The sequence below is a fragment of the Streptomyces sp. NPDC047022 genome (assembly GCF_040644155.1).
GTDB lineage: Bacteria > Actinomycetota > Actinomycetes > Streptomycetales > Streptomycetaceae > Streptomyces.
The window spans coordinates 20,188-33,715 of the sequence record NZ_JBEYVV010000006.1 but is presented as its reverse complement, the minus strand read 5'-3'; the positions used below and the strand labels follow the sequence as shown (position 1 = coordinate 33,715).

General features: G+C 72.0%; 15 protein-coding genes. 8 read left to right on the top strand and 7 right to left on the bottom strand.

All coding sequences use genetic code 11. The features are described 5' to 3' along the window. Window positions 1-171 precede the first annotated feature (171 nt). Entirely contained in the window at window positions 172-1,410 is a 1,239-nt protein-coding gene (locus tag ABZ845_RS09420) for a ricin-type beta-trefoil lectin domain protein (RefSeq protein ID WP_360975285.1), read from the top strand. Between the two features lie 95 nt (window positions 1,411-1,505). Here the strand turns inward: ABZ845_RS09420 and ABZ845_RS09415 are convergent, their stop codons facing one another. Continuing rightward, on the bottom strand, window positions 1,506-1,814 hold the full coding sequence (locus ABZ845_RS09415) for a hypothetical protein (protein WP_360975282.1): 309 nt from the start codon (window positions 1,812-1,814) through the stop codon (window positions 1,506-1,508). Window positions 1,815-1,938: 124 nt separating this feature from the next. Between ABZ845_RS09415 and ABZ845_RS09410 the strand changes: the two genes are divergently transcribed. Beyond that, a complete protein-coding gene (locus ABZ845_RS09410; protein ID WP_360975279.1) occupies window positions 1,939-2,988 on the top strand; it encodes a PHP domain-containing protein in 1,050 nt (349 codons plus the stop codon). Between the two features lie 322 nt (window positions 2,989-3,310). Here the strand turns inward: ABZ845_RS09410 and ABZ845_RS09405 are convergent, their stop codons facing one another. Both ABZ845_RS09405 and ABZ845_RS09400 read right to left on the bottom strand, forming a co-directional pair. Continuing rightward, a complete protein-coding gene (locus ABZ845_RS09405) occupies window positions 3,311-3,520 on the bottom strand; it encodes a hypothetical protein (RefSeq protein ID WP_360975276.1) in 210 nt (69 codons plus the stop codon). A gap of 135 nt (window positions 3,521-3,655) precedes the next feature. Then, a complete protein-coding gene (locus ABZ845_RS09400) occupies window positions 3,656-4,945 on the bottom strand; it encodes an ROK family transcriptional regulator (protein ID WP_360975273.1) in 1,290 nt (429 codons plus the stop codon). 334 nt (window positions 4,946-5,279) lie between these two features. On the opposite strand from ABZ845_RS09400, the gene ABZ845_RS09395 reads away from it, so the two are divergent. After that, window positions 5,280-5,558, top strand: coding sequence for a hypothetical protein (locus ABZ845_RS09395; protein WP_360975270.1), 279 nt, complete (start codon window positions 5,280-5,282; stop codon window positions 5,556-5,558). Between the two features lie 51 nt (window positions 5,559-5,609). Here ABZ845_RS09395 and ABZ845_RS09390 read toward each other — a convergent pair whose 3' ends face one another. Further along, window positions 5,610-6,122 carry a GNAT family N-acetyltransferase gene (locus tag ABZ845_RS09390; RefSeq protein WP_360975267.1) on the bottom strand — a complete coding sequence of 171 codons (513 nt, stop codon included), beginning with the start codon at window positions 6,120-6,122 and terminating at the stop codon, window positions 5,610-5,612. Between the two features lie 137 nt (window positions 6,123-6,259). Between ABZ845_RS09390 and ABZ845_RS09385 the strand changes: the two genes are divergently transcribed. The 4 genes from ABZ845_RS09385 to ABZ845_RS09370 all read left to right on the top strand — a co-directional run bounded on the left by ABZ845_RS09385 (window position 6,260) and on the right by ABZ845_RS09370 (window position 10,084). Next, window positions 6,260-6,895, top strand: a complete 636-nt coding sequence (locus ABZ845_RS09385; RefSeq protein ID WP_360975264.1) for a PAS domain-containing protein — start codon at window positions 6,260-6,262, stop codon at window positions 6,893-6,895. Window positions 6,896-7,069: 174 nt separating this feature from the next. Beyond that, window positions 7,070-7,564 (top strand): FBP domain-containing protein, encoded by a 495-nt coding sequence (locus tag ABZ845_RS09380; RefSeq protein ID WP_360975261.1) that lies wholly within the window; start codon window positions 7,070-7,072, stop codon window positions 7,562-7,564. Window positions 7,565-7,684: 120 nt separating this feature from the next. Continuing rightward, window positions 7,685-8,986 (top strand): FUSC family protein, encoded by a 1,302-nt coding sequence (locus ABZ845_RS09375; protein ID WP_360975258.1) that lies wholly within the window; start codon window positions 7,685-7,687, stop codon window positions 8,984-8,986. A gap of 42 nt (window positions 8,987-9,028) precedes the next feature. Next, window positions 9,029-10,084: a hypothetical protein gene (locus ABZ845_RS09370; RefSeq protein ID WP_360975255.1), complete on the top strand. Its 1,056-nt coding sequence runs from the start codon at window positions 9,029-9,031 to the stop codon at window positions 10,082-10,084. 20 nt (window positions 10,085-10,104) lie between these two features. Here the strand turns inward: ABZ845_RS09370 and ABZ845_RS09365 are convergent, their stop codons facing one another. Then, a complete protein-coding gene (locus ABZ845_RS09365; protein WP_360975252.1) occupies window positions 10,105-10,830 on the bottom strand; it encodes a DUF2470 domain-containing protein in 726 nt (241 codons plus the stop codon). A gap of 180 nt (window positions 10,831-11,010) precedes the next feature. On the opposite strand from ABZ845_RS09365, the gene ABZ845_RS09360 reads away from it, so the two are divergent. Beyond that, on the top strand, window positions 11,011-11,205 hold the full coding sequence (locus ABZ845_RS09360) for a DUF5999 family protein (protein ID WP_360975249.1): 195 nt from the start codon (window positions 11,011-11,013) through the stop codon (window positions 11,203-11,205). Window positions 11,206-11,213: 8 nt separating this feature from the next. Here the strand turns inward: ABZ845_RS09360 and sigJ are convergent, their stop codons facing one another. Both sigJ and ABZ845_RS09350 read right to left on the bottom strand, forming a co-directional pair. Further along, complete coding sequence (gene sigJ / locus ABZ845_RS09355; protein WP_360975246.1) at window positions 11,214-12,107, bottom strand: RNA polymerase sigma factor SigJ; 894 nt, start codon at window positions 12,105-12,107, stop codon at window positions 11,214-11,216. 113 nt (window positions 12,108-12,220) lie between these two features. Continuing rightward, the gene (locus ABZ845_RS09350) at window positions 12,221-13,522 is read right to left on the bottom strand and encodes an alpha/beta fold hydrolase (RefSeq protein WP_360975243.1); all 1,302 of its coding nucleotides are present in this window, start codon (window positions 13,520-13,522) and stop codon (window positions 12,221-12,223) included. Window positions 13,523-13,528 lie beyond the last annotated feature (6 nt).

The following is a 13,528-nucleotide window of genomic DNA, read 5'->3' as shown; positions in this document are numbered from 1 at the left end:
CCACTGGTCTGTACCAAGTTCTTGACGTTCCGTTAGTTCACCCCTTCAATCAAGAGGCGAACCATCACCCCACGGACCGCTTTCGGCGCGGTCGGCGCTCCCGGCCGCGCCGGTACCCCCCACCACCTCCGTCGGCCCGCCCTGCCGCGCGGCCGTATCGAAGGGAGCGCTATGGACCCCGCACGTCTGCTTCGCAGATGTCTGCTCTCCGCACTCTCCGCGGTGCTCGCCGCGTCCGCCTTCACGGGCCCGGCCCACGCCGCGCCCGAAAGGGCGGACGCGACGGTCTTCTCCGACACGTTCGACGGCCCGGCCGGGTCGGCCGTCGACTCCTCCAAGTGGCAGACCCAGGCCGGCGACAACGTCAGCAACCATGAGCGGGAGTACTACACGCCCGGCACTGCCAACGCGGCCCTGGACGGCCAGGGCCATCTGGTGATCACGGCCCGCCGCGAGAACCCGGCCGGCTACCAGTGCTGGTACGGCACCTGCCAGTACACCTCGGCGCGGCTGAACACCGCCGGGAAGTTCACGGCCCAGTACGGCCATGTCGAGGCCCGGATGAAGATCCCGCGCGGTCAGGGCATGTGGCCCGCGTTCTGGATGCTCGGCAGCGACATCGGGCAGGTCGGCTGGCCCGCCAGCGGTGAGATCGACGTGATGGAGAACGTGGGCTTCGAGCCCTCGACCGTCCACGGCACCATCCATGGGCCCGGATACTCGGGTTCCGCCGGGCTCGGCGCCCCGTACTCGCTGCCGGGCGGGGCGGCCTTCGCCGACGCCTTCCACACCTTCGCCGTGGACTGGGCGCCCGATTCCATCACCTGGTCGGTCGACGGCACGGTCTACCAGCGGCACACACCGGCCGACCTCGGCGGCAAGACGTGGGTGTTCAACAAGCCCTTCTTCCTGATCCTGAACCTCGCGGTCGGGGGCTACTGGCCGGGCGACCCCGATGGATCCACCTCGTTCCCGCGGCAACTCGTGGTCGACTCGGTGTCGGTGACGACCGGCGACAGCCCCGGCGGAACCGGGTCCCGGATCACCGGACTCGCGGGCAAGTGCGTGGACGTGGCGGGTGCGAACCCCGCCAACGGCACCCCGGTCCAGCTCTACGACTGCAACGGCACCGCCGCACAGAGCTGGACGGTGGCCCCGGACGGCACGCTGCGCGCACTCGGCAAGTGCCTGGACGTGGTCGGCAACGGCACGGCGAACGGCTCCAAGGTGCAGCTGTGGGACTGCACCGGCGGCCCCAACCAGAAGTGGACGGTCACCGCGGCCCACGACATCGTCAACCCGCAGGCGGACAAATGCCTGGATGTGACGGACAACAACCCCGCGAACGGCACCCGGCTGCAGATCTGGTCCTGCTCCGGCGGCGCCAACCAGAAGTGGACGGTCGGCTGACCGGCCCTCCGCGACGCGCGTACGGCGCTCCGTCCTCTCGCGGCACGACCGTGGGAGGACCGGGCGTCAGCCCTGCGAGCGCGTCGGCCGGCTCCTCACCCGGGCTCCTGATGCCCGGGCCCCTGACGCCGGCGCTCCTGGTGCCGTGCCCCTTGCGGCTCGCGCTCGCGGCGCGGGGTCCAGGTCAGCTTGTCGCCGCCCACCCAGCGGACAACCTCTGGGTCGTCGAGATCATGGACCGTGACACCCGCCTCCCAGGCCACATCGAGCACCTCGACGAGCGATGTCGCCCGGCCTACCACTTCTCCGTCCACCTCCACGATCCGGAACGGCGGCTCGCCCGGGTGGACGCCGAGCACCGTGATCCGCGGATGGGAGATGTGCGGGCACGCGATTTCGGTCATGCATAGAGCGTAGAGCGCATCACGCGACTCAGCGGCCCGGCGGACCTGACACCCGCGGTGGCGCGCCCGCACGCCCGGGTGCGAGCCGCAGACGTCTGGGCAACGCTGGATGGAGGAGGTGCCGATGGATCCAGTGGCGGCCCTGGACCGGATCGCGTTCCTGCTGGAGCGGGCCGGGGCCCCGACTTACCGTGTCCGGGCCTTCCGTACCGCCGTCGCCGTGCTGTCCGCGCTGCCCGCGGAGGAGGTCGCCGGGCGCGCGGCCGACGGGACACTGGAGTCCCTCAAGGGCATCGGCCCGAAGACGGCCCAGGTGGTACGCGAGGCGCTGGCCGGGAAGACCCCGGCCTACCTGGAGAAGGCGGAGCAGGAGAACCCGGCTCCAGCGGGGCGCGGCGGAGAGCGGCTGCGGGCCCTCCAGCGCGGCGACTGCCATCTGCACTCCGACTGGTCGGACGGCGGCAGCCCGATCGAGGAGATGGGCCGTACGGCAGCACGCCTCGGACACGATTGGGCGGTGCTCACGGACCACTCGCCCCGGCTCACCGTCGCCCGCGGGCTGTCGGCCGAGCGGCTGCGCGATCAGCTGGCCGCCGTCGAGGCGCTCAACGCGCGGTGGGCGCCGTTCCGGCTGCTGACGGGCATCGAGTGCGACATCCTCGACGACGGCTCCCTCGATCAGGAGCCGGATCTCCTCGACCGGCTCGATGTCGTGGTGGTGTCGGTGCACTCCAAGCTGCGGATGGACACCGGCCCGATGACCCGCCGCATGATCGCCGCGGTCCGTGATCCGCGTTCCGATGTGCTCGGGCACTGCACGGGACGGCTGGTCACCGGGCGCGGACGCCCCGAGTCGGAGTTCGACGCCGACGCGGTGTTCGCGGCGTGCGCCGAGTCCGGTACGGCGGTGGAGATCAACAGCCGGCCGGAGCGGCTGGACCCGCCGCGGCGACTGCTGCGCAAGGCGGTCGAGGCGGGGGTGCTGTTCTCGATCGACACCGACGCACACGCCCCGGGCCAGCTTGACTGGCAGATCCATGGCTGTGCCCGCGCCGAGGAGTGCGGGGTGCCGCCCGAGCGGGTGATCACCACCTGGACCCTGGACCAACTGCTGGAGTGGACACGCGAGCGGACGGTACCCGGCTCCGCGTCACCGCCCGGGCCCCCCGGGTGACGTAGATCACGTCGCAATGGCTAATTATCCGGAACACCGACCGGTAGTTTCGAGTTGAACAAGCTGTGGGTGCGAACGGGACAGTGTCCCCGGACCTCATCACCTGACCACGGAGACGATCGTTCGGCTGAAGCCCCGTGGAGCCTTCCGCCGAGAGGCGACCGCCGTCCGGGCCCACCACAGACCGCCCCGGCCGTGATTCCCCCGTCGCGGCCGGGGCTCTTCCATGCCCCGCGCGGGCGGCGACACGTCGGCAGGGGCGCGGGGAACTGCGCAAACCCCTCACGCACCCGCGGGGACATCGCACAGCGCCTGGTGCGGATCACCCCGGAGGCTCATCGGGTTCGGGTCTCTCCTCGGCGAAACGGTCACCACCGCGACGGGCCGTACCCGACTCGTCCGCGTCGGAGACCCCCGCGGTGGATGCCCCGGCCCCCCGGCCCTCGTCGCCCCCACCGGCCTGCTGGTCCGGCATGTCGCGTGGAATCGGCGCCTTCTTCCGGCCGGGATCCCGGTGCCGTCGATCGGTCACGGCAGAGTCCTCCTTCACCGGAGCGACGTGCCCCGCGCCCGAGCACGGCGGCCTGTCCCCGGCGAGGCGGCGAGTACCGCGGGGCGGGGAGGCGAAACCACGGTGCCCGCGGGCCCACGGTGAGCGCGCCGCCGATCAGCGCGGCGCCCGTTCCTCCAGCGCCGTGCGCCACGCGGGCGGGCGCCCCTGGTTCATAGGCTGGGCGCGCCGGCCGCCGTCGGCGAAGAACTCGGCGAGTGGCAGGATCGCCGCGCCGACCGTCACGGCGTCGGGTCCGAGTCTGCCGAGGTCGATCGAGACCCGCTCGGCCGGATACCGCAGGGCGTACGACGTGGCGTGCCGGCGCACCGCTGGCAGGAACCGGGCCCCGAGCTGAAGCCCCGCCCAGCCGCCGATCAGGATCCGCTCGGGCTGGAAGAGGTTGATCAGGTCGGACAGGCCCGCGCCCAGGTACTCGGCTGTCTCCTCCAGGACGGCGAGCGCCACCGGGTCGGCTTCAGCGCCCTCGGCCGGGTAGGCCGCGGCGAGCAGGGCGCTGAGCGCGGTCTCCTCGTCCACGCTCCCGGGCGGCTGTCCGCCCTCCTCGCGCCACCGCTCGATGAGAGCCTCGGCACCCGCGTACGCCTCCAGGCAGCCGAGTGCGCCGCATCGGCACCGGCGCCCCCGGACCCGCACGGTCAGATGACCCCATTCCACGGCCCGGCCGCTGCCCACCTCCTCCGTGACGAGGCAGGCGCCGACACCGGAGCCGAAGAGAACCACGACCGCGCTGTGGGCGCCGCGTCCGGCGCCGAACCACATCTCGGCCTGGCCGAGGGTCTTGGCGCCGTTGTCGATGAAGTAGGGGACGGCCTCGGGCAGATGGCACGTGGAGCGCAGCAGGGACTCGACCGGCACGGCGTCCCAGCCGATGGTCTGGCCGTGCACCACGGCGCCGCGGTCCGGGGTGCGGGCGACGATGCCGGGTACGCCGATCCCCACGCCGAGGAGCCGTTCGGGAGCGATGTCCGCGGCGGCCAGCACTTCCGCTATGCCGTCGCGGATATGCCCGACGACCACCTCGACGTCGTACCGCTGGTGTTCCAGAACCCGTTCGGTGCGGGCGAGTTCGGTCAGGGTCAGGTCGAACAGCTCGACACGGACGCGGGTCTCGCCGACATCGACCCCGATCATGTGGCCGCTGCCGGGCGCGACCCGCAGCAGGGTGCGCGGACGGCCGCCGTCGGAGTCGACGCTGCCGGCCTCCTCCACCAGTCCGTCGGACACCAGCTCGGCGACGACGTTGCTGATGGAACCCGAGCTCAGACCGGTCACCGGGCCGAGCTCGAAGCGGCTCATCGGGCCGTCGAAATACAGCCGTCGCAGCACCTCGGCGCGATTGCCCCGGCGCAGATCACGCACCGTGCGTCCATTTCGCCCCGCCATGTCGCTCCCTCCGTGCCCCTGCCCGTACCCGCCCGGCTTCGTCCCATCCCGCCCGACGCGCACGATACCGCTGCTTCGTCGCCGGACGGGCGCTTCCGTCCGCTTAAATCAGACCCTAATTTAAGACCTGAGGAGCTTCGGGCCCGAGGGGCCGGGGACTTGGCGCCTCAGCGGCCGGGCCGAGCCGGGCAGGCGGACGAATGCCGGCCACCGGCTCCCGGACCCGCGGCACGTTCACGCGCCCGGACCCCGGCAGGGCCGACCGGTCGATCTCGGCGCCGGTCGAGCGGGTCGTGGACCTGGGTGCGGACCCGCGCGCCTAATATCCGGGGCCGTGGCGTCGACCTTCGAAGAACTCGTGGAGATGCAGCGTGCGGCGAACGAGGCGCAGGCGAAAGCCTCGGCGCTGCGCGAGCTGTACGGCCCGCCCACCGTCAGTCCCTGGACCAGGCAGCAGAACGACATGTACGAGACCGCGATCCGTGCCTGGCGGGATCTCGAGCGCGACGTTCAGAGCGAGATGACGGAGTACGCGAAGGAGCAGGGCCGGGTGCGCGGCGAAGTGGAGGAAGAGGTGAACGCGCGCGCCGGGAAGCCGACCCAGGGCGCCTGACGCGCCTGGAACACCGGCCGGTTCGGGCTCGATGTGACGAACGGCGTGCCGTCATGGACGTCCGAGGTCTGTCCGCCACACGTTGGACTTGATCCAGTGACCCTTCGGGTACTCGAAGTCGGCCGTCCCCGTCATCTCGAAACCGGCTTTCCGGCAGACCGCGTTCGAGGCGTGGTGGGACACGCTCGGGAACGCGTACAGATACCGGTGCGCACCGGTGCCTCCCGCGGCCAGGACGACCGCCTGGGCAGCCCGTGACGCAAGGCCCCGCCCCTGGAATTCTGGCAGCACTCCCCACCCGGTCTCCCAGACCGTCGTGCCGCCCCACGTCCGCTCCCAGAAGCCGATGGATCCCACCGTCTCGCCGGTGTCCGCCAGCGTGACCCGGTACATCCGCCCGGCTTCGAGCCCCAGGTAGCGCAGGTGCCGTGACGCGAGTTGTTCCTCGGTCTCCGGGCCGCCCAGATGCTCGGTCATCTCGGGGCTGTTGGTCCTGCGCAGCAGCCACAAGTCGCCGTCGGCCCAGGGTTCGAGCCTCACCTGTGATGAATCCGAGCTCTCCATGGCGCTCACCCTAGGGCCTTGGTCCGACATCGACGCCCGTGGGCGGGCCCGGCGGCCACGGTCCGCTCCGGGCCCGGCGCGGGACTCCGGCGCCGGCGTCTATCGTGGCCGGGGACTTGCCGGGAAGGGCGGTGGGGATGGAGTCGGCGCATACCTCCGACGTGGTGTGGCGCAACCGGGCCCTGACTCTGTTCGACCGGATCCCGGTGCCGGTCGCGGTGTGCGATGTGCACGGGGCGATCGTGCTGGCGAACCCGGCGATGGCCGCCGAGTGGGGTTCGACGCCGGGAGCCCTGCGGGGGCAGAACGTGCTGGACAGGTTCCGTCCGCAGGAGCCCACCCAGATCGAGCGCATCGTGCAGGCGCTGCGGCTGCGGCACCGGTCGCGCTATCCGGTGTCGGTGCGCTGGGACGCGGCCGACGGGGTACGGCGCCACGGTGAGCTGACCGCTGACCCGGTGAGCGACTCGGCCGAGGCGGCGACCTCGCTGCTCGTGGTGGTGCGTGTACTGGGCGAGTGCCCCGGGCCGGACCGGGCCGGGGCCTCGTCCGCCGGGCCCGTCGAGGCCCGGATCCTGGCGCTGCTGGCCGCGGGCGCGACCACGGCCCGGGCGGCGCGGGAGACGGGTCTGTCGGTCGACGGCGTCACCTACCACCTGCGGCGCCTGTCCACGCGCTGGGGGGCGGCCGGCCGCACGGAGCTGGTGGCCCGCGCCTATGCGCTCGGCGTGCTGACTCCGGGTGTGTGGCCGCCGGAGGCGGCAGGCCGCTGATCCGCCGTTCCGGGCGCCGGCCCCTCCCGGCGGGTCCGCGGATGCCGGGTCAAAAACCGTTCGCCCTCCCTGAAGGGGGCTGGATACCTTCGGCAAAAGGCCAATATCCCCAGGTTCCTGGTTTCCGGGTGTCCCCACCCCCCTGGGTTCCACGCCCCGGAAGGACTCGTCGTCATGAAGCCGCTCACCGAGCAGGACATCCGCAGCTCGTTCGTCAACTGCTCCAAGGGCGAGGCCAAGCGCCTTTCGGTCCCCCGCGACCTGGACGAACGCCCCTGGGACGATCTGGACTTCCTCGGCTGGCGGGACCCCGGCGCACCCGATCGCAGTTATCTGGTCACCGAGCACGCCGGACGGCTCATCGGTGTCACGCTGCGCTTTCCGTCGTCGCAGCGCGGTTTTCTGCACCGGAGCATGTGCTCGCTGTGCCTGACCACCCACCCGGGCAGCGGCGTGTCGCTCATGACCGCCCGCAAGGCCGGCGCGGCGGGCCGTGAAGGCAACTCGGTGGGCGTCTACATGTGCACCGACCTCGCATGTTCCCTGTACGTGAGGGGGAAGAAGGCGCCCGAGGCCGGGCTGCGCATGGAGGAGACTCTGGGCACTCAGGAGCAGATCGACAGGACCATGGGCAATCTGCACTCGTTCCTGGACAAGCTCCACGCCTGACGCCCCCACCCGGGACTCACCCGGTGCGGTGGGCCATGCCTTCCCCCGGGCGACGCTCACCTGCGGTCTCCGTGTCCATGGGTACGTTCGTTGCCTGTGCGAGCGGGAAGGGCCCCAGGGATGCGAGATGTGTGTGATGCGTGGGTGACGGCCTCCGCACGGGTCGTCGACCAGGCCAGGAACCGGCTCGTGAGGTGGCGCCAGGTCCCCGCGGTCGTGCAGGCGGTGCGCTCGTCCGCCGCCGCGACCCTCGCGTATGTGGTCGCTCTGCGCGCCAGCCCCGAACCGGCGCCTCTGACGGCCCCTCTGACCGCACTCCTGGTCGTCCAGGTGACCCTCTACGCGACGATCAGGAACGGTGTGCGGCGGGTCAACTCGGTGGTCGCCGGTGTCGTCATCGCCATCGGGTTCAGTGTCCTGGTCGGTCTGACCTGGTGGAGCCTCGCACTCATCATCCTGGCCTCGCTGGCCGTGGGGCATCTGGTGCGCGTGGACGAGTACGTGCCCGAGGTCGCGATCAGCGCCATGCTGATCCTGGGGGTGACCCAGGTGGGCGGCGCGGCCTGGGCCCGGGTCCTGGAGACCTTGATCGGCGCGGCGGTGGGCCTGGCGACGAACCTGTTCTTCGCGCCCCCGGTGTGGGTGGGCGCCGCCGGGGAGTCCATCGAGGGACTGGCCCGCGGCGTACGCCAGTTGATGCTGCGCGTCGCGGAGGACGCCACCGGCAGTACGCCGCCCGTGCAGGCGACCGCCCGGCTCTACGAGGCGCGTCGGCTGGACCACGAGATCGTCCGGGTGGACGCGGCGCTGCGACAGGCGGAGGACAGTCTCAAGCTCAACCCAAGGGTTCGTGAGGGCCTGCTGCACCGCATCGTGCTGCGAACCGGTCTCGACACCCTGGAGATCGTCACGGTGGTGCTGAGGGTGATCGCCCGTACCCTTGCCGATCTGACCAAGGCACGGGAGCCGGAGCCGCTGTTCGGACCCGAGATCAGGACGGTCCTCGAGCGGCTGCTGTCCGAGGTCGGCGACGCCGTGGTCAGCTTCGCGGTGCTGGTCACGACGGATGTCAGCGACAGCGCCGAGTCGGCGGAGACACGGCTCGCCGAGGAACTGGCCACGGCGGGCGCGACCCGCGACGAACTGGCCCAGCTGCTGCTGGAGGAGGTCCGGCGCGACGCACGCCAGTGGCAGTTCCACGGTGCGATCCTGACCGAGGTGAACCGCATCCTGGACGAGCTGGACACGGAGCACCGGACCCGTCGTCTGCTGGAAGAACTTGACCGCGCCGGCCGGGAGCAGCGCGAGCGCAATCCGCGCCTGGCCAGGCTGCGGGACCACTTCCTCGCCGTGCGCTTCGCGCGGCTGCGCCTTTTCCCGGGGCGCCGGAACCATCAGGCCCCGCCCCGGCGTTCAAGGTGAGGGCGCATCATTCAAGAGGTACACGGGGAAAGGGGCGCGCGCATGAGCGCGGTGCGCATCGACGGAGACTCTCTGCTGCTGCCGGGGGGTGTACGGGTCAGATTCCAACGGACCCTGCGGCTGCCGGAGACAGGCACGCACCGGCTGCCTCCGGGACTCGGCGCGTTCCCCCTCCGCCGCGTCGAGGACTACGCGCAGACGGTGCCCGCCGAGTGGAGGGCGCGCGGCGGCGTGATGCTGCCGGTGTATCTGCGCGAGGCCATGTGGCTGAGCTTCAGCGCGGCGGAGCCGGCCGCGCTGCAGGTGGGGGTGGGCAAGGTCTGCGCGGTCTCCGGCAAGCCCTGGAGTTCCCGCCTCGCCCGCCACCCGCAGAACTATGTCGTGCTGCCGCGCCAGCCGTGGCTCGACGGGATCAACTCGGGCAAGGGGACGGTCCGCCAGTTCGTGGCGGTGCCGCTCGGCCTCGGAGCGACGGTGGAGGGCCAGGTCACCGGCGAGGAGGTGTGGGGCGGCATCCAGTTGCAGACGTTCCCGCTCGAGGAAGGGCGGCTGGCCGAGTGGCGGGAGGAGGAGCGGCGCAGGCAGGAGGCGCTGCGGCACGCGCGCGAGTCGGGCGGGCCGTGGGCCACCGCATCCTACGGCGGCGCTCTGCCCCCGCCCGGTGCGGCGCCCGCGGCTCCGGGGATGGCCGGCGCTCCCGGCGCGGCGCGCAGCGCCCCGGCGATGGGGCTGGGCGCAGGCGGTTCGATGCGCCAGGAGGTCTACAAGGACGACCGGCCGGCCGGTGACTGGGCCGACGGTCCGTCCGGGCGAGTGTTCGTGCACCTGGTGACGCCTCCGCAGTGGCGCCGTATCACGGGCGAGACGCCTCCGCCGTCCCCTGCGGACCGTGCGGCCTACACCCGGGCGGGGCTTCCGTGGTTCGATTACTACGACCAGGAGGGCGAGGGCCTCGCGCCCAGCGCCGCGCTCGGGCAGGTCAAGCCGGTGGGTGAGTGGCTCGGCGACGATCTCGAACCCTGGCAGCAGCCCTTGCCGCACCAGGTGAAGCAGCTCGGCGACCAGCCGGGCGCCCAGGTGGCGGACGGCGACTGGTAGTCCTCCGCCGGCCGTCCGTCTCACCCCTCGCCGTCCGTGCACTGCCGGTGCAGCGCACGGGGGCAGGCGGCCCGCCCGGCCTGAGCGAGGAGCACTTGCATACGTTCGGTCAACTGCGTTACGTCGTCCGCGGGCCGATGGAAGGTCAGCCGGGCGTCGCCGTGCCCTCCGGCCCGCTCGACACGCAGGGTCAGCCCATGACGGTCGACGGCGAGCGGCCGTACACGTACGGCGCCCTGCAGCCCTTCGGGGTGGATGAGGCGGGCGAGCCGTTCGACGGCGTCCGGGTGCGCGTCGGCGAGGTGGGTGAGCAGCCGCGCCTCGGCCTCGGCGAGCGGGTCGGGCTCGGCGGCGGCGTACTCGTCGGGGTCGATGACGACAACACCGTTGGCGCGACGCAGCGCCACACGGGTCGGCAGGAACATGAGCCCGCCGCCGTCGAGTACGAGCCGGCCGGCCAGCCAGAGCCTGGCGCGGATGCGGGACCGTAGGGGCACGGGCGCGACATCGGCGAACTCCAGCACCGCGCACGGCTCCCCGCGCGGTGCGCACAGCGTGGCGGCGAACAGCGCACTGTCCGCGGGCGGATGCAGCAGCACCCGGCCGTCCTCGGTGACGGTGTGGGCTCCGATCAGCTCTTCCCGGCCGCTCTCCGCGGTCACCGCGCAGGACGATGCCGCGGCCGACACCGAGCGGGCCCGCTCCGCCGCGGCGGGCGCGGCCGTCCAGGCATGACGGTCAGCCATCCCAACCTCCTTAGGTAAGCCTTGCCTAAGCTATCGGAGTTCGGGGTGTGCGCCAACCACACGGCGCCGCCGCCTGTCATCACCGCCGAGTTTCCCCTCGTGTGGGGGTCCACTCATCCGTACGCAAGGTGAACCGGCTACCACAGGGGTACACAGGTAGTACAACCCTGGAGGGACGTCATGTGCACGCACTGGCCCCCATGCCCCCCGGCGGACCGACCCGACCACCACGCCGCGGTGGTCGTCTCCGCCCACCCCGAGCAGGGCTGGACCCTGCTGTGCAACGGAACCATCATTTTCGACGACACCGGCGAACTGCTGCCGGACGGCAGGGCCGTCGCCCCGCGGCGCGCCGGCGCGCGGGCCGGGGTCTGACCCCGGCGTCAGGCCGCCGCCTCCGGCAGATCCAGCCGTTTCAGGCGCTCGGGGTCCGACAGGATGTAGATCGCGGTGATCCTGCCGTTCGCCACGGTGGCGGTCATGACCGACATCGGACGGCCCTCGGGTGCCGTGACCACCCCGATCGCACCGTTGACCAGGACGAGCCGGGCGTACGGGGAGTACTGCCGGAACATGAACGCGCCCTTGGCCACGGTCCTCGCGCCGTGCAGCACCTTGGACGCCGCGAGCCCGGTGGCCAGGGGGCCCGAGTCGGCGCGCAGCACCACATCCGGGTCCAGGACGGCCAGCAGGGCCTCGAAATCGCCCGCGCGGGACGCCGCGAGGAACGCCTCCACGGCCTCCCGCTGCCGCCCCGGGTCCGGATCGTCCGCGGGCTGCGCGCTGTGCACCCTGCGGCGGGCACGGCTGGCGAGCTGCCGGGTCGTGGCGGATGTGCGCCCCACGACGGGCGCGATGTCGTCGAAGGGCACGGCGAACATGTCGTGCAGCACGAAGGCCAGCCGCTCGGCGGGGTCAAGTGTTTCCAGGACCACCAGGAGCGCGAGCCCGACCGAGTCGGCCAGCAGCGCCTCCTGTTCGGGATCGACGCGCTCCAAGGGTGTGACGACGGGGTCCGGGACGAAGGCCTCCGTGATGGGTTCCTCCCGGCGCGAACCGCGGGATCGGAGCATGTCGAGGCAGATCCGGCCGACGACCGTGGTGAGCCAGCCCCCGAGGTTGCGCACTTGCGTCATGTCGGAGCGGCTCAGCCTCAGCCAGGCCTCCTGCACGGCGTCTTCCGCCTCGCTCAGCGAGCCCAGCATCCGATAGGCCACGGCCCTGAGATGCCCGCGCTGCTCCTGGAAGCGTTCCGCGAGCAGTTCCTCGTCGTCCATCGATCCCCCGTCTCCGACAACCTCACCGCATGGGCGCCGACCTCACCGCATGGGCGCCGCGACCGATCCAAGCACGACCCCGGCGGCCCGCGCACCATGGCCCGCGCGTGCTGTCAGACCTCGTCCCGGGCGAGTGCGAGCAGCCGGTCCAGGACCCTGGGCCCGCCCGCGCGGACGCCGTCGTGCTCGAACTCGTCCGTGACCCAGGTGCGCAGACCGCGGATCGCCCGCGCCGTCCGAAGGGAGTGGACGGTGTCGACGTACATGTCGTCGTGGTACACCGCCGCCGCGACCGGCACCTCGTTGACGGCGAGCCGGGACGGGTCGTACAGCGGCCTCCAGTCGGTGCGTTCGGCGAGCAGGTGCGCGGTCTCGCGCAGCGGGCGCAGCGCCGGGTCGGTGTCGAACGTCCAGGGGTGCACGGACTCGCCCGTGAACAGGACGGGGCCGTCGCCCTCGAGTGCCTTCGCCGCGTCGAACCGCGGGAACTCCTCGCGCACCCGCTCCGCCGACCAGGCGGTGGGACGGTCGTCCTGGGCGTAGGTCGCCTCGTGGACGAGTGCGTACAACGGGTGGCCCGCGTACGAGAGGTGGCCGTGCACCTCCTCCTGGAACGCGTCGGAGAGCGTGAAGCCCTGGGCGGTGCGGACGAAGGCGTTCTCCAGCAGGAAGTGGAGGCGGTGGCTGCCCTCCCCGCCGCCGAGGAGGATGCCGAGGGACTGGAATGCCTCCACGGTGAACCGGTAACCGCTGTTCAGTACCGGCTCGTGCTCAAGGAGGTACTCGGCGATACGGCGGACCCGTTCGACATCCTGCGGATAGCGGGCGTAGTGGGCGGCGGCCTTGCGCTCGATACGCGGGTACGCCGCCCGGTAGACGTCGTCCGCGTGCGCGTCGAGCGAGGGCAGGCCCCCGGTGATCAGGGCCGCTCGCAGCCCCTCGGGTGCCGTCGAGAGGTAATTCACCGTGCAGAAGCCGCCGAAGCTCTGCCCGAGCACCGTCCAAGGGGCGCCGCCGGTGAGCAGGGGGCGGATGGCCTCGCAGTCCCGGACGATGGAGTCCGCGCGGAAGTGGGTGAGGTAGTCGGCCTGCTCACCAGGGGTACCGCGAAGCGGGAGCGTCTGCCGGCCCGCCGGAGTGGAGGCGCCGGTGCCGCGCTGGTCGAGCAGCAGGACGCGGTAGTCCTCCAGTGCCCGGCCGAGCCATGCCTGCTTTCCGACGAAACGGTGCGCCCCGAAGCCGGGTCCGCCCTGGAGATACACGAGCCAGGGCAGTCCGGCGTCCGCCTTGCCGCTCGCGACGGCCTCCCGCGCGTACAGCTCGATCGTCTCGCCGTCCGGGCGGTCGTGGTCGAGGGGCACGGTGAAGTGGTGGTCGGTGAGGACGACGCCGGGTTGGCGGTAGCTGAGGTTCACGCGGTG

Bases quoted from the DNA above. Each gene is read 5' to 3' on its own strand.
- ABZ845_RS09365 (WP_360975252.1), bottom strand. From the start codon at position 10,830: ATGGCTGACCGTCATGCCTGGACGGCCGCGCCCGCCGCGGCGGAGCGG.
- ABZ845_RS09385 (WP_360975264.1), top strand. From the start codon at position 6,260: ATGGAGTCGGCGCATACCTCCGACGTGGTGTGGCGCAACCGGGCCCTG.
- ABZ845_RS09370 (WP_360975255.1), top strand. From the start codon at position 9,029: ATGAGCGCGGTGCGCATCGACGGAGACTCTCTGCTGCTGCCGGGGGGT.
- ABZ845_RS09390 (WP_360975267.1), bottom strand. From the start codon at position 6,122: ATGGAGAGCTCGGATTCATCACAGGTGAGGCTCGAACCCTGGGCCGAC.
- ABZ845_RS09400 (WP_360975273.1), bottom strand. From the start codon at position 4,945: ATGGCGGGGCGAAATGGACGCACGGTGCGTGATCTGCGCCGGGGCAAT.
- ABZ845_RS09410 (WP_360975279.1), top strand. From the start codon at position 1,939: ATGGATCCAGTGGCGGCCCTGGACCGGATCGCGTTCCTGCTGGAGCGG.
- ABZ845_RS09420 (WP_360975285.1), top strand. From the start codon at position 172: ATGGACCCCGCACGTCTGCTTCGCAGATGTCTGCTCTCCGCACTCTCC.
- ABZ845_RS09415 (WP_360975282.1), bottom strand. From the start codon at position 1,814: ATGACCGAAATCGCGTGCCCGCACATCTCCCATCCGCGGATCACGGTG.
- ABZ845_RS09360 (WP_360975249.1), top strand. From the start codon at position 11,011: ATGTGCACGCACTGGCCCCCATGCCCCCCGGCGGACCGACCCGACCAC.
- ABZ845_RS09375 (WP_360975258.1), top strand. From the start codon at position 7,685: ATGCGAGATGTGTGTGATGCGTGGGTGACGGCCTCCGCACGGGTCGTC.
- ABZ845_RS09380 (WP_360975261.1), top strand. From the start codon at position 7,070: ATGAAGCCGCTCACCGAGCAGGACATCCGCAGCTCGTTCGTCAACTGC.
- sigJ (WP_360975246.1), bottom strand. From the start codon at position 12,107: ATGGACGACGAGGAACTGCTCGCGGAACGCTTCCAGGAGCAGCGCGGG.